We start from the raw sequence: 14,029 nt of genomic DNA, 5'->3' as shown, positions 1-14,029 counted from the left end.
GCCTTTTGTTAGCTGTTATTCGCGTCATATTAATGACATTAGCTTTAGTTTTTATCTCTCTTTGTTCTATTTTATTATGTTTGATACGACCATTTCATCGCGACAACGTCCATCATACGGCTAAATACCTCGGCAAAGTATCAAAAATTTTGGGCTTAGAGGTAGAAGTGAGAATACCCGAGTCGACAAAAAATATTGGCCCCGTTGTCTACATTTGTAATCATCAAAATAGTTATGATATTTTTACTGTGCCCGCTGCAGTTCAGCCAGGCACCGTTAGTGTCGGTAAAAAAAGTTTAAAATGGATACCATTTTTTGGACAAATGTATTGGCTCACGGGTAATATTTTAATTGATCGTAAAAATAAAAATAAAGCCATGAACACCATTGATATGACCGCCAACAAAATTCGCGAAAAAAAGTTGTCAGTATGGTTGTTTCCAGAAGGGACGCGTAGCTATGGGCGTGGTTTATTACCTTTTAAAACGGGCGCATTTCGCACCGCCGCAAAAGCAGAGGTTCCCATTATTCCTGTTTGTGCAAGCAATACTCATAAAACTATCGACTTGAATCGCTGGGATAACGGAAAAATGATTATTGAATTCTTGCCGCCAGTAATTTTATCTACCGAAGATAAAGACAAGATTCGCAGCATAACCAATAAAACACGCAGTGATATGCTGGTTAAAATAACACAATTAAGCGAAGAAACTGGCCATGAACTGCCACAAGTAAATGACAAAAATTCACAAAATAAGCAAACAAGTGAGAGTAAGTAATGATCGATGAAGAATTGCAAGAATGGAAAGAACATACGGAAGAATTAATCGCCATGCTAGTAGAAGATGGTACTAATGAAGAAGTTCACCATACTATTGAACATCACTTTTCTAGTGTCGATTTTGATATTCTAGAAAAGGCAGCCATTACAGCATTCAAAAGTGGCTTTGAAATTGAAGAGCCAGAAGAAGCTGAGTTAGAAACGGGTGAAAAGGTTTTTGCGTTCGATATTATTACTGAACAAGCTTTAGATTTTGATATTATTTTTGATGAAACAAAAAAAATGTTCGAATTGGCAAAACAGTGTAAAGTTGATTATGATGGTTGGGGCACATATTTCGAAGAATAATTGATAGAAAATAAAAATAAAAATAAAAATAAAAATAAAAATAAAAAGGTTATCCGATGGAATGGTTAAATACTTTACTAAGACCTGAAACATTAGCGCTACTGATTCCGATTGTAGCCATTGTTGGCGCGTTTTCAGTAGCAGCACTGAAAGCACATTACCGACATCAAGAACGAATAGAAAAAATTAAAAACGGCTTTAATCCTGACTCATAAAAAAAACGCAAAGTGCTGACACTTTGCGTTTTTTGTTGGATATTGCTCAGCCACCTTAAAAATCTAACATTACTATTATTGCATTTATAAACTTTACGCTTTGTATATGACAGCTAATTGAAAAATTTAGTTAGGCGTATCCATGTCTGCAGTATGGTAATGACAAAAATACTTGTTACGGCTAATAGGTATGTTGTCAATAATTCCCTCTTATTTACGCTTATACACTGGATGTTACGAGTAAAATATAATGATATTTCAATCGTCTGAAAATCATTTTTTTGTATCGATATCCGCCTATTAGATGTCGAAAAACGTACCTTTTGTGACCAAAAAAGCAACATTTACTTGATCTGACTGAGTCATTATAAAAGCATGACTTGTTGAACCTAACAACAGATTAAGCACTTTAGTTTGTTGTTGTCGAAGAATAATAATATTAATCGAGGGAAAGCGGATATGAAAGTGACCACAAAAAAACAGCATCTTAACTTGCTTACAAAAAGCATAATATTGGCCAGTTTAGGCGTACCTGCTTTGGCGGTATCCGCAGATGCGGACATTGAAAATATCATTGTCACGTCGACCAAAAGAACCACGTCCATTATGGATGTTCCTTATAATGTTTCAGCGACAACAGCGGAAGCTCTAGAAAAAAAAGGCATCGTCGATTTTTCAAAACTGGCTCAGTCTGTGCCTGGTTTAGCTTACACCGACACAGGTGGTCGTGATTCTGGTATTAATAGTGGCTTAATTATCCGTGGTTTAAATACCAGTAGTTCAGGTTTTACTGATCTTGCAACCGTTGCCGCTCCCACTGTATCCGTATATGTCGATGAAACGCCATTATTCTATAATGTAATTTTGAAAGATATTGAACGTGTTGAAGTACTTCGTGGACCACAAGGTACCTTATATGGCTCAGGCTCATTAGGTGGCACGATCCGATACATCAGTAAAAAACCTAACGTAGATGAAACAGAATTTGAATTTCATACCCGTGGTTCTAAAACTGACGGTGCCGGTAATATTAACAGCGACACTCATTTGGTACTGAATGTCCCTTTAAATGACAATATGGCGATTCGCGCTGTTGGCGGTTATATCGAACGAGCAGGCTTTATTGATGCTAATCGACTTTATGCTTATGATGATAATAATCAGCCTATTGCTGTCGACCCTAATGACCCAAATAGCCCGAACAAAGAGTTTTCCAAAAAAGACAGTAATGATGAAACCATTAAACACCTGAAGCTCAGTTGGAGATGGCTTGTTAATGACGACATTAGCGTAACGGCAAGTCACCAAATACAGCAAGATGAATTTGGTGACCGACAAGTGGCTAATGACCAACATACAGATGGTGGTGATTATATAAGTTTACAGCGTATTCGTGAGACTTCAGAGCGAGAACTTAGCTTAAGCTCTTTAGAAATAGAAGCCGATTTAGGTTTTGCTACCTTAACCTCGGCAACCTCAAGTTTCGAAAGTGAATCTGATTTAAACGGTGATCTTTCCGCAGAGTATTACAATAAAGGCTATTGGGGCGATTATTACTATAATGGCTTTCCTCGAGAGTCCATTATTGGCGAATATGACAAAGATGTGAAAACCTTTAGTCAAGAAATACGATTATCTTCAAATGGCGACGATAATTTAAGTTGGATTGCAGGAGCTTTTTACAGTAAACAAGAGTTAGGTGTAAGTAACGAAGATTTCCATCGTGGCTTTTATAATTGGCAAGATGATAATAATGGTTATTTTGCTGAGCAAGTGAGAACACTGAATGATTTAGGCGAAAAAAATGACTTGTTTTATGCTTCATATCAAGAAGTTGAAGCAACAGATAAAGCCTTATTTGGTGAGCTTTCTTATCAATTAACCGATAAATGGCAAGTTACGGGTGGTGCTCGTTTCTTTAAAACATCGTTTGCCAATAGTATTGAGAACCGTTCGCCGTTGTTCGGCGCTTGGAATTCTGACGATGGTGTCGACCCTCGCGGTGTTTACGGTGGTGATAATTCCTCAGATATTAGCGATCATATCTTTAAGTTTAATACCTCATATGATATTTCCGATGATGTGATGGCTTATGTTACCTTAGCGGAAGGCTTCAGAAATGGTGGTAGCAATGGTATCCCTACGTCTGGTCCGTGGGCGGAACCCGAAAATCTAGTTAACTATACCAACGATACAGCCCTCAGTCTTGAAATAGGTGCGAAAGGCTATGCACTGGATAGAAAATTACGCTTTAATGTTGCCGCTTATCGCATTGATTGGGATGATGTTATTTTAACAACTTCATCACCTAATGGTGGTTTTACTATCCTAACTAATGGTAAAACAGCTAGTTCTCAAGGACTTGAGCTTGAAGGGCATTACAGTATTACCGAGGATTTAAATATTACGGCGGGTTATGCGTATACCGATGCAAAGTTGACCGCAGATTTTTCGACTGATGGTATTAATGGTGTTGATGGCGATAAATTACCTGGTGTACCTGAGAATATGGTCACATTAGCAGTAAATTATTTTCAATACATTGATGGCTTAGAGGTTTCTTATCATTTGAATGGCTCGTATACAGATGAAGTAACGACAGCATTTTCAACCGATACTGATAACTTTACGCATGTTGATAGTTACACGATGTTGAACGCCTCGGTTTTTATCAAGCTGAATGATAATTTAAGTGTTAATTTATTTGTTGATAATATTACCAATGAAAGAGCGCCAACCAATACCCGAGGCTCAAAGTTTGCCGCGCTTGATGCCACTAAACGTGATATCTATAGCTATGTTGCACGTCCGCTAACGGTAGGATTAGGTCTTAAATATACTTATTAAATTCTCAGGTGAAATAACCTAGGTTAAATAAGTCGTTAACGTATATATTGGCTGGTAGGCTATTCAAAGCATCATCTTGAATAGCCGCTGGTCATTTTTGTTTTTAAACGCTAGGGCGTTTTATCGTTTATCACGCACGATGTGAATAAGTCGAGTAAGTAGAGTAAATTCGCTATGACAAATGCAGATATCAATATCGCAGAGCAAACATTTGAACAGGTGCTTCAACAAGTAAAAAATAAACAATATATCAGTGCCGAACAAGCATGCCGGCAATTATTACATACTTACCCACAGTACCTGCCAGCATGGCAATTACTCTCGCAAATACAATTAATGAATAAACAGCCCAAAGCGGCGTTAGAATCAATCAATAAAATATTACAGTTAAACCCTGATGATATTCCTACTAAGCTTAAAAAAATAAAGTGTTTACATGCCTGTGAAAAATTTAATGACGCAAAACACTTAGCGTTAGAGGTTTATGCTTTAGCCCCTAAAAATCCAGAATGGTGTGGTGTTTTGGGCGCATGTTTAAGTAGCTTGAAACTCTACCCACAGGCATTACAACTGTATATCGATCTCGTTCAGCGAGGTCATAAAAGTGCTTCATTGTTTTATAATATCGCCACAATTGAGCGTTTTTTGGGGAATATGCCCGCTGCAGAAGCGGCATTAAATAAAGCCATTGAATTTAACCCTCAAGATTATGAAGCTATAGCCTTACGTTCTGACATTATTACGCAAAAAACCGATAATAATCATATTAAACAGTTACAAGAGCTTTTGCATCAAGGTATTAAAGAGCCAAAAAACAGTGTCAAAATTAACTATGCACTGGCGAAAGAGCTTGAAGATATTGGCGACTATCAAGCGTCATTTCGTTATTTAAAAGCCGGTGCGGATTTGCGTCGAGAACACATGCAGTATGATGCGGAAAAAGAAACCCAAACCATTGCACGTGTAATGCAAAGTTTTAATCAATCTTGGCAAAATAGCACAACTAAAGGTTCGTCTAAACAAGCGCCTATCTTTATTATTGGCTTGCCGCGCACAGGTACAACACTGGTTGAACGTATTCTTGAAAGTCACTCAGAAGTAACCTCTGCCGGTGAATTGAATAATTTTGCCACCACTTTAGTCGACTTGTGTCAGCGCTTAAAACACGAAAAACAAGATAAGTCGGCTGACCTTGTAGCACTTAGCCAAAAAGTTGATTTTGAGCAATTGGGTGAAGCGTATATGACCAGTATTGCTGAACTTGTGCCTGCAGAAGATCGGCTGATTGATAAAATGCCATTGAATTTTCTTTATGCTGGTCTCATTCATCAGGCGTTACCGAATGCTAAGATTATACATCTGCGCCGTCATCCGCTTGATACCTGCTACGCTATCTATAAAAAACTCTTTAAAAATTCTTATGCGTTTTCTTATAACTTGGAAGAAATAGCCAATTATTACATTGCCTATGACAAGCTGATGCAGCATTGGCATGAGCTTATGCCTGGGGTGATTTATGATATTGAATATGAACAACTGGTTAATAATTCGGAAGCCGAAACCAAGCGCTTATTAGCGTTTTGCGACTTGCCTTGGCAAGACCAATGTTTACGTTTTTATGATAATAAAAGTGCGTCAACCACCGCCAGTGCTGCGCAAGTTAGGCAGCCCATCTACAGCCATTCAGTGGCTAAATGGCGTAACTATGAAAAAGAGCTTGTGCCATTAATTCAGAGGCTTAAAGCCGCCAATATTAAGTTGTAGTGAAAAAAAAAGCCTAACGAATGATTACATTAATCCGTTAGGCGTTATTCGTTTTAGTGCTATTTTTTTATCAGTTGTGTGAGCTTGGCATGTAGCGTGGATATTAGCCATCAGACTAAATGCCGCACATGGTCAACTTGGTGAAGAGTGGTATTCGCCTTCTTCTTTCAATGGGATGTTTTTAAGCTTTAGCGCATTCGATGCATCTTCATCACTGTGCCTTTTAGTGACCAGCCAAAAAATAACTAAGCTGGCTATGCTGGTGAATATGGCCAATAGATAAACATAGTTAAAGTTGCCTTCAAAAATTAAAATGCCTGCCATTGCAGGACCTACAGCGCCCCCTATGGATTGAAAAGCAGGAATCATGGCCGCATAGCTGCCGTCTTTATCGGTTTTATTGACTGCTAATAACTGATAGGGCAAGCAAAAATTCCACGCACTGGCATAAATAAGGGCGGATAATGCGTAAATCCATTTGTTATCGCTAATAATCCAAAGGACTACTGATATGAAAAATAGCCCAATGCCAAATATCATCGGTTTTAATATACCGTAGCGGCTACCGACTTTAATGGCCAAAAATGCGCCAATTGAGCAAAGTACTAATACTGCCCCTAGCACAATGCCAATAAACTCATAATCCATGTTTTTTGATACCGCTATTCGTTCTAAAAATCCCCATATACCGGTTTGGCCAATAAAGTAAATACCAATACCGCCGAGGGCGATCAACGAAGGCACCGAAACTTTGCTTGGCATTTTACTGGTAGTTGCATGTTGAACTATGCTGCTAGTTCTATCGTCAGTACTAGGCATGGAGAAAAGGAAAAATAGCGAGAAGGCAAATAACCCTGCAATGGTAAACAGCAAGCCCGCGTAACCATAATTAGGTGTAACGTGCAGTTGCAGAAAATAAATTACCGCACCGGCAACCACGACTTGTAAACCTAGTCCTAAGCTATAAGCTTTAGTGGGATCTTGTAAACCACTGATACAACACATAACGCAGGCTTGCGCCACACCGCAAGCTAAACCTGTAATTGTTAATAAGATTAAGAAGCCATTATAGTCTACAAAAGCGGAGGCATATAAAGACAGTACTGAAACAACCGTTGCTAGGCCAATCATCAACTTCCAGTTCAGCTTTCTGACCCATAAAACACTGGATAAGTTCGCGACCATTTGGCCTATTAAATACACGGTACCTAATAAACCTATTTGCGGTTCACTGTAACCTTTTAAATCAGCGGCGGAGCCTAAAATGATAAAGAGTACGTTATAAATAATATTATTTACGGTGAGAAAAACACCAATACTGAGCAATACCGCCCAGGCGTCAGTCATTTTCTTATTCACGTGCTGTGGTTGATTTGACGAATGTTCTAACATTTATAACACCTGTAATTTGGTCGATGTTTTTCAAAACCAAACGCTTAGTTGATGAATGAGTTTATCGTTCTTTTATTTGAATAGGGCAATAGCTTTGATTCGCTAGTGTTAAATTTGCATGGCTTTTATTTCTATAAACTCTTTTAAGCCATCTTCGCCCCATTCTCTGCCGTTACCCGACTGCTTATAACCACCAAAAGGAGCTTGGTAGTTAAATTGTGCGCCGTTGATAAAGACTTGCCCTGATTTGATTTTTTTCGCTATTGCTATCGCTTCTACTTTATTGGCTGCCCAAACCGCGCCCGAGAGACCAAAAATACTGTCATTGGCTATCTCAATGGCTTGTTCAATATCGTCATAAGGAATGATTGACAATACCGGGCCGAATATCTCTTCTTGCGCTATGGTCATTTTGTTATCAACATCGGCAAAAATAGTGGCGTTAACATAATAACCCTTGCTTAGTCCTGCGGGTTTACTTAATCCCCCTGTGACTAAGCGAGCTCCTTCATTAATGCCCTGTTGAATGTAATCTAAAACAACTTGTTGCTGATGTGCTGACACTACAGGTCCCATATCACTTTTAGAATCAAGCGGACTACCAATCACTAATGTTTCTGCTACCGACTTGGCAATGGTTATTGCTTGTTCGTAACGACTGCGCGGGATTAGCATGCGGCTCAATGCCGTGCAGGTTTGGCCAGAATTACACATAATATCTTCGACGCCGTACTTTATCGCCGCTTCAAGATCAGCATCTTCGGTAATGATAAATGCTGATTTACCGCCGAGTTCTTGGCAAACTCGTTTTACTGAATCACTTGCGGCTTTCATTACACTGACACCCACTTGGTTGGAGCCGGTAAATGACACCATATCAACATCGGGATGGGTACAAAGTGCATCTCCGATTTCACGTCCAGGTCCAGTCACAATATTTAAAACGCCGGCAGGTAAACCTATTTCGGCACAAATTTCAGCTAAAAAGAAAGCACTTAATGGTGCTTCGACACTGGGCTTTACAATCATAGTGCAGCCAGCAGCAATAGCGGGGGCAATCTTGCCAATAAGTTGATGTAAAGGATAATTCCAAGGGCAGATCAAGGCACAAACACCAATGGCTTCTTTGACAATGATGGAGTTACCCACTTGCTCGCTATCATCCATTAAATGGGCATAGTCAATATAAGATATGATGCCTTGAATAGGGCCTCGAACTTGAATATCTAAAGCTAAATGACGCGGCATGCCCAATTCGTCAGAAATCAGTGCCGCAAGCTCATGCTCTCGTTCTGTAAGTTTTTTCGCTAACACTGTAAGAAAATGTGCTCGTTCAGCGCCGGTAGTGCTCGACCAACGGTTAAAAGCTTTTTTCGCGGCTTGTACTGCGCTATTTACGTCATCACGATTACCAGAAATAACACTGGCTATCGGCTGTTCAGTGGCAGGGTTTATCACCGTTGAATATTGCTCGCTGGTTGAGCTTTGCCAGTCACCATTGATAAATAGTTTTTGATAATTAATCATTTATTACTCCGAACAGTATCAACGGACAGCTACTCCATTGATACTGGATCTGTTTGTAGCACAACAAAGCCTTAGCCTAAATCTTGCTGGCGCTTATTTGCTTGAATATAATCAATACAGGCGGCAATTCGATGACTCGCTTTCACTAAATCTTCTTCTGAAACGCCTAAGCTGACTCTGATGTGACCTTCGCCTGATGGACCAAAAGCAACACCGGGTAAGGTGGCAACATCAAATTTATTTAATAGTAACTCGGCCATGTCTTGGCTCGACATTCCGGTTTCTCGAATATCGACCATTAAAAACATGCCAGCTTCTGGCAGGTGGCAATGAATGCCTTCAATATTTTTTAGCTGCTGATAAAAAACATCACGGCGGCGTTGATACGTTTGACGCATCTGTTCAAGTTCAGGTAGCTTGGTGGTAAGGGCGACTTTTGCGGCGTCTTGGATAAATGCTGGGCTACCAAATAGCATACACAGGGTTAAGTTACCTAAATGTAAGGCCATTTCTTCAGGGCAGACGACCCAACCTAATCGCCAGCCTGTCATAGCATGAGATTTTGATAAACTGTTAATAGTGATAGTGCGCTCAGCCATTCCAGGCAGTGCGCAAGGGCTAAAGTGCTCAGTGCCAAAGGTCACGGTTGAATACACTTCATCTGAAATCAGCCATAAATCATGACGCTTACATATCTCTGCCACAGCCTCCATGGTACTGCGCGGAAAAACTGCACCGGTTGGGTTGTTCGGGCTATTGATTAAAATAGCAGTGGTTTTATCAGTTACAGCAGCGGCAATATCTTCCGGCAACACTTGAAAGTTATTTTCTGGTCGCATCGGCACTTTAATCACCTTAGCACCCGTGGCATTGAATAACGCTTCATAAGTGGTATACATAGGCTCTGGAATAATGACTTCTGCACCCGCTTCCATAATACATTGCGCAGCACCGTATAATGCACATTGGGCGCCATTCATTACCACAACTTGTGCTTTACTGACGTTTTGTCCTGTGGACTGACTATGCCAATTGGCGATGATGGTTCTTAATTCGGCATCACCAACCACATCGGTGTAATGCGTTGCGCCGGTTTGTAAACCATTGATTGCCGCATCTATTATCGGCTGCGGAGTATCAAAGTCAGGATCTCCAACAGCAAGAATGACCACATCGTCTCCGGCTTTTTGTCGATCCATGGCACGATACAGTATTTGCCAAGCATCAGCGGAATCGCCACCGATACGGGTGGTTAAGGCAGAATATTTCATGCTGATGCTCCTGATAATTGTGTTGTTGAACGTAGATAGTTTTCGTTCATTTGGATTAAGGTCACGCCATTGAAGGTAAAGGCGTCGCGTAAATTTTTCTCGAGTGCCTGCAATGAATCTGGTTTGGCAGTATTGCAACCAAAGCCTTTGGCAATACTGATAAAGTCCGGGGTTTTAGGATTAACACCAATGGGCTCTATGCCTTGCGCTACCATGTCGTCTCGTATTTGCCCTAAGCTGTCGTTGTTCCATAATAAAACCACTAACGGCGATTTAAGCTCTTCACAGGCGGTGGCTAATTCTTGAATGGTATATAAAATACCGCCATCGCCGGCCAAGACTAAACCTGGGCGTTCAGGAGCACCGAACTTAGCGCCGATACTGGCAGGTAGTGCATAACCAAGCGTGCCATAGCCTGTGGGGTGTAACCATGAGCGCGGCTTATTAACATCAAATAAGTAATTACCTGTGTAGGCTATTTGCGTCATATCGGCAGAGATAAAGCTATCATCGGGTAAAACACGGGCTACGACATCCAACACTTGTTGGTGTATTTTTTGTAACGGTTCAACGTCGGTTTTTACTTCAGTTTTTAATGCACTTAATGCGGCTGTTGTATTCTGCGCGTTTGCTTTCTCAGCGCTCGCTAATGCTTTATGAAAGGCTTCTAGCGCACAGGCAGCATCGGCGATAATTGGCAGATCGGCCAAATACAAATCATTCATTTTTTCTGGATCAATATCGACACGAATTAATTTGCCTGAAAGTGGTAGTTTCTCACGCCACATATCGGTTTCGGCTAACTCGGTACCCACCGCTAAAATAACATCGGCATCTGATAAAAAATTCCAGCTTGGCTCAACGCATAATATTGAACCGGCGTAGAGCGGATGATCCGTTGGGAGTAATCCTTTCGCTGCTACTGTAGTAAATACTGCTGCGCCAAGCTGTTCTGCTAATTGTTGCAGTTCACCGCCAGCTGCTATTGCACCACCACCGGCGATAATGACCGGTTTTTTGGCTTGGCTGAGCATGTCAGTTGCTTGTATCACTGTGCGATTTTGCGGTGCAGGTCGGGGAGCCAATTGCACCGGCTTACTTAACCAATCGCTATTAATTGGCGCGTTAATTACATCAAGTGGTAGTTCGATAAATACCGGTCTAGGACGTTCGCTATTGAAAATACTAAAAGCTCTGGCAATAAGAGCTGGCACTTCGCTTGGGCTATATGCGGTGGCACTAAAAGCGGTAATTGGCGTGGTAATCGCACGTTGATCTTTAGTTTCGTGTAATTCTCCACGTCCACGACCCATAGAGTTAACTTTGTTCACGCTACTAATGACTAGCATAGGAATGGAGTCAGCAAACGCTTGACCCATAGGCGTTGCAATATTGGTTACACCAGGACCTGTGATAGTAAAACAAACACCAGGCTTACCTGTGACACGAGCATAGCCATCAGCCATAAAGCCTGCGCCTTGCTCATGTCGTGCTAGTACATGTTGTATGGTACTGCCACTCAAACCGTCATAGAGATCCAACGTATGAACGCCCGGGATACCAAAAACGGTATCAACACCATAGGCTTCTAGTAATTTGACCAAAGCTTGTCCACAGGTGAGTTCATTTATTATCTTAGTTGTCATGGTGAAACCTCTTAACGCAATGTAGAATGTTGTTATACGACCGTACAATAACTAGTTAGTAAAAATCTTATTGTACGGTCGTTCAATAGTGATTTAAAAATTTTTGCTGACCAATTTATAGTAAATTAAAGGCCGCGATTTAAACCTGTCGTCATTTTTTGTTAGTAACTATTTTGTGCTATTAAGCTAGCATGTTACTATACAAGTGTACAATAGCGTGCTGCCACTTTATTTTTGTATTTCAACTATTACCTTAAATATTAGTTGGTTAAGTTAAAAATAACATGATTATCAACGTATTTTAGGGAAATGCCATGCAAGGTTTATTTGCTAGTCCTACAAAGTCAGGCGCTCGATTAAGCCCAGATGAAAGGCGATTAGCACTGATTGATGCAACATTACGCTGTATAATAAAAGAAGGTCATGCTGGGCTTTCTGTACGTAAAGTTTGTCAGGAAGCGGGAGTTTCTGCGGGGCTGCTAACGCACCATTTCTCCGGTAAAGAAGAGTTACTTACCGAAGCTTATCGTTATTTAACCAAAGACATCTACACCCGTATTAATCAATCGTTAGCCCATGCAAGCGACCCCTCTGCACTGAATAAATTACGCTTATTTATCGATGTGAGTTTTCGCCGGCCAGTATTAGATAAAGACTATTTAATGATTTGGTTGGTTTTTTGGGGCTTAAGTAAACAAAAACCTGAAATAGCTGTGCTACGAAATGAAGTGAATAACAAGGTCATCACGACGCTAGAAAAGTTGATGGCAGCAACGGTAAAAGAACGCGCTATTGAAGGTATTAACATTCGACTTGCCGCAACTGGCCTATCTGCGTTAATGGATGGTTTATGGTTAGAATGGTCGCTAAACCCAAATAACTTTTCACCAGATGAGGCGGCAAAAATTTGTCAATGTTGGGTAGATGCGCTAATCACTAATGGTTTAAAACGCCTGGCATAGAGGCGTTTTCTTACTTAGTTTCTTACTTATTTTCTTCTGTCGTCTGTCGGTGTTTTACCTAATATTCTTTTATAAGACCGGTTAAAAGAAGCCCGCGAACTGTAACCAGAGCGGATAGCGATTGCGGTGGTATTTAAACTGGTTTCTGTTAACAGTCGCTGTGCGAACATTATCCGTAATCTTGAATAGTAGCCAGCGATACTATTGCCTAAAACCTTCTTAAAATCTCGTTCTAATTGGCGTTGAGAAACGAAAGTTTGTCCGGCTATTTCAGCCACCGTTAAGGGTATTTCTATGTTTCGTTCCATGAGTTTTATTGCTCGAGCCAGCCGTGGAGTTTGATTTTCTATCATAGCCGGCACATGCTCACGTTGTGGGGTACTGCCGGAGCGCTCAGTATCAAATATCAGTAAGTCAGATACTGCAATGGCAATTTCTTTACCAAAATCATGACTGATAATCGATAGCATAAGATCAAGTGCAGTAGTCGCCCCGCCCGAACTTATACGATTTCGGTCAATAACATAGCGATTATTGCAAACCTCAACTTGTCGAAACTCCTCGCTAAAGGTCTCAATTTCAGCCCAATGAATCGTCGCTCTGTAGCCATTAAGTAACTTGGCTTTTGCCAGAGGATAACTACCAGAATCTAGTCCGCCAATGACTTTTATATGGTTTTTCAATTGGCGTAATTTTTCGATTACCGCATCGGTACTGTGCCTTTGGTAGTTATAACTTGCTAAAACAATCAACACATCAGGCTTTTCTGACTCTAGCAATTGGCTAATGCTACAGTTTACACGCATTTCAAAACCACTGGAGCTAGTGACGGCATTTCCATCCATAGATACTAAGGACCATTGATAGCCTGGCCCATCAATAAAACTGTTAGCAGCTCTTAGCGGCTCAATAGAATTAAACAAGCATAAATTACTAAATTCTGGCAACAATAAGTAACAGTAGTGTTTCATGGTCAATTTAACCTCGTTATTACGATGAATTGGCATTATAAAAAGCCCGCATCAATAGTTAGCAGAAAAGGGCGTTTACATTTTCTTGAAAAATATGTCGTACAAGTGAAAAAGGATTGCACGTTTGGTCACCGCTATGTCGAAAAGTGTATCTATTTTGGCAAATAAAGCAACTTGTTAACGAGATTGTTTGATTAGTATGGTTTTGTCACTGGGTAAATGCTTTTTAGTCCTGAACAAATAGAGTTTAAATTTTGTGCTAAAAGCCATTTAAAATTTCGATAACAACCTGCCTAGTTGCTAAA

11 protein-coding genes are annotated in these 14,029 nt (G+C 40.5%); 6 read left to right on the top strand and 5 right to left on the bottom strand.

The genetic code is table 11. The annotated features are described in order from the left end of the window. Window positions 1-5 precede the first annotated feature (5 nt). The 5 genes from A3Q33_RS05730 to A3Q33_RS05710 all read left to right on the top strand — a co-directional run bounded on the left by A3Q33_RS05730 (window position 6) and on the right by A3Q33_RS05710 (window position 5,955). A complete protein-coding gene (locus tag A3Q33_RS05730) occupies window positions 6-779 on the top strand; it encodes a 1-acylglycerol-3-phosphate O-acyltransferase (protein WP_081179120.1) in 774 nt (257 codons plus the stop codon). Next, complete coding sequence (gene rraB, locus A3Q33_RS05725) at window positions 779-1,129, top strand: ribonuclease E inhibitor RraB (RefSeq protein WP_081179119.1); 351 nt, start codon at window positions 779-781, stop codon at window positions 1,127-1,129. Before A3Q33_RS05730 ends, rraB begins: the two co-directional genes overlap by 1 nt. A 56-nt stretch (window positions 1,130-1,185) precedes the next feature. Beyond that, window positions 1,186-1,344 carry a hypothetical protein gene (locus A3Q33_RS20580; protein ID WP_155866710.1) on the top strand — a complete coding sequence of 53 codons (159 nt, stop codon included), beginning with the start codon at window positions 1,186-1,188 and terminating at the stop codon, window positions 1,342-1,344. Between the two features lie 459 nt (window positions 1,345-1,803). Then, complete coding sequence (locus A3Q33_RS05715; RefSeq protein WP_081179117.1) at window positions 1,804-4,191, top strand: TonB-dependent receptor; 2,388 nt, start codon at window positions 1,804-1,806, stop codon at window positions 4,189-4,191. 174 nt (window positions 4,192-4,365) lie between these two features. Further along, window positions 4,366-5,955, top strand: coding sequence for a tetratricopeptide repeat-containing sulfotransferase family protein (locus A3Q33_RS05710; protein ID WP_081179116.1), 1,590 nt, complete (start codon window positions 4,366-4,368; stop codon window positions 5,953-5,955). Window positions 5,956-6,087: 132 nt separating this feature from the next. Here A3Q33_RS05710 and A3Q33_RS05705 read toward each other — a convergent pair whose 3' ends face one another. From A3Q33_RS05705 to A3Q33_RS05690, 4 genes are all read right to left on the bottom strand, one after another. Further along, the gene (locus A3Q33_RS05705; protein WP_081179115.1) at window positions 6,088-7,347 is read right to left on the bottom strand and encodes an MFS transporter; all 1,260 of its coding nucleotides are present in this window, start codon (window positions 7,345-7,347) and stop codon (window positions 6,088-6,090) included. A gap of 108 nt (window positions 7,348-7,455) precedes the next feature. Then, complete coding sequence (locus tag A3Q33_RS05700) at window positions 7,456-8,874, bottom strand: aldehyde dehydrogenase family protein (RefSeq protein ID WP_081179114.1); 1,419 nt, start codon at window positions 8,872-8,874, stop codon at window positions 7,456-7,458. Window positions 8,875-8,945: 71 nt separating this feature from the next. Beyond that, window positions 8,946-10,145: a pyridoxal phosphate-dependent aminotransferase gene (locus tag A3Q33_RS05695; protein WP_081179113.1), complete on the bottom strand. Its 1,200-nt coding sequence runs from the start codon at window positions 10,143-10,145 to the stop codon at window positions 8,946-8,948. Continuing rightward, window positions 10,142-11,791 (bottom strand): 5-guanidino-2-oxopentanoate decarboxylase, encoded by a 1,650-nt coding sequence (locus tag A3Q33_RS05690; protein ID WP_081179112.1) that lies wholly within the window; start codon window positions 11,789-11,791, stop codon window positions 10,142-10,144. The genes A3Q33_RS05695 and A3Q33_RS05690 overlap by 4 nt, the downstream gene beginning before the upstream one ends. Before the next feature lie 314 nt (window positions 11,792-12,105). Here A3Q33_RS05690 and betI point away from each other — a divergent pair, with 314 nt between their 5' ends. Further along, window positions 12,106-12,753, top strand: a complete 648-nt coding sequence (betI, locus tag A3Q33_RS05685) for a transcriptional regulator BetI (protein WP_081179111.1) — start codon at window positions 12,106-12,108, stop codon at window positions 12,751-12,753. A gap of 26 nt (window positions 12,754-12,779) precedes the next feature. On the opposite strand, the gene A3Q33_RS05680 is transcribed toward betI, so the two are convergent. Next, window positions 12,780-13,724: a GlxA family transcriptional regulator gene (locus A3Q33_RS05680; RefSeq protein ID WP_196798055.1), complete on the bottom strand. Its 945-nt coding sequence runs from the start codon at window positions 13,722-13,724 to the stop codon at window positions 12,780-12,782. Between the last annotated feature and the right edge of the window lie 305 nt (window positions 13,725-14,029).

This window comes from Colwellia sp. PAMC 21821 (assembly GCF_002077175.1).
Taxonomy (GTDB): Bacteria; Pseudomonadota; Gammaproteobacteria; order Enterobacterales; family Alteromonadaceae; genus Cognaticolwellia.
This window is presented reverse-complemented; position numbering and strand designations above follow the sequence as displayed.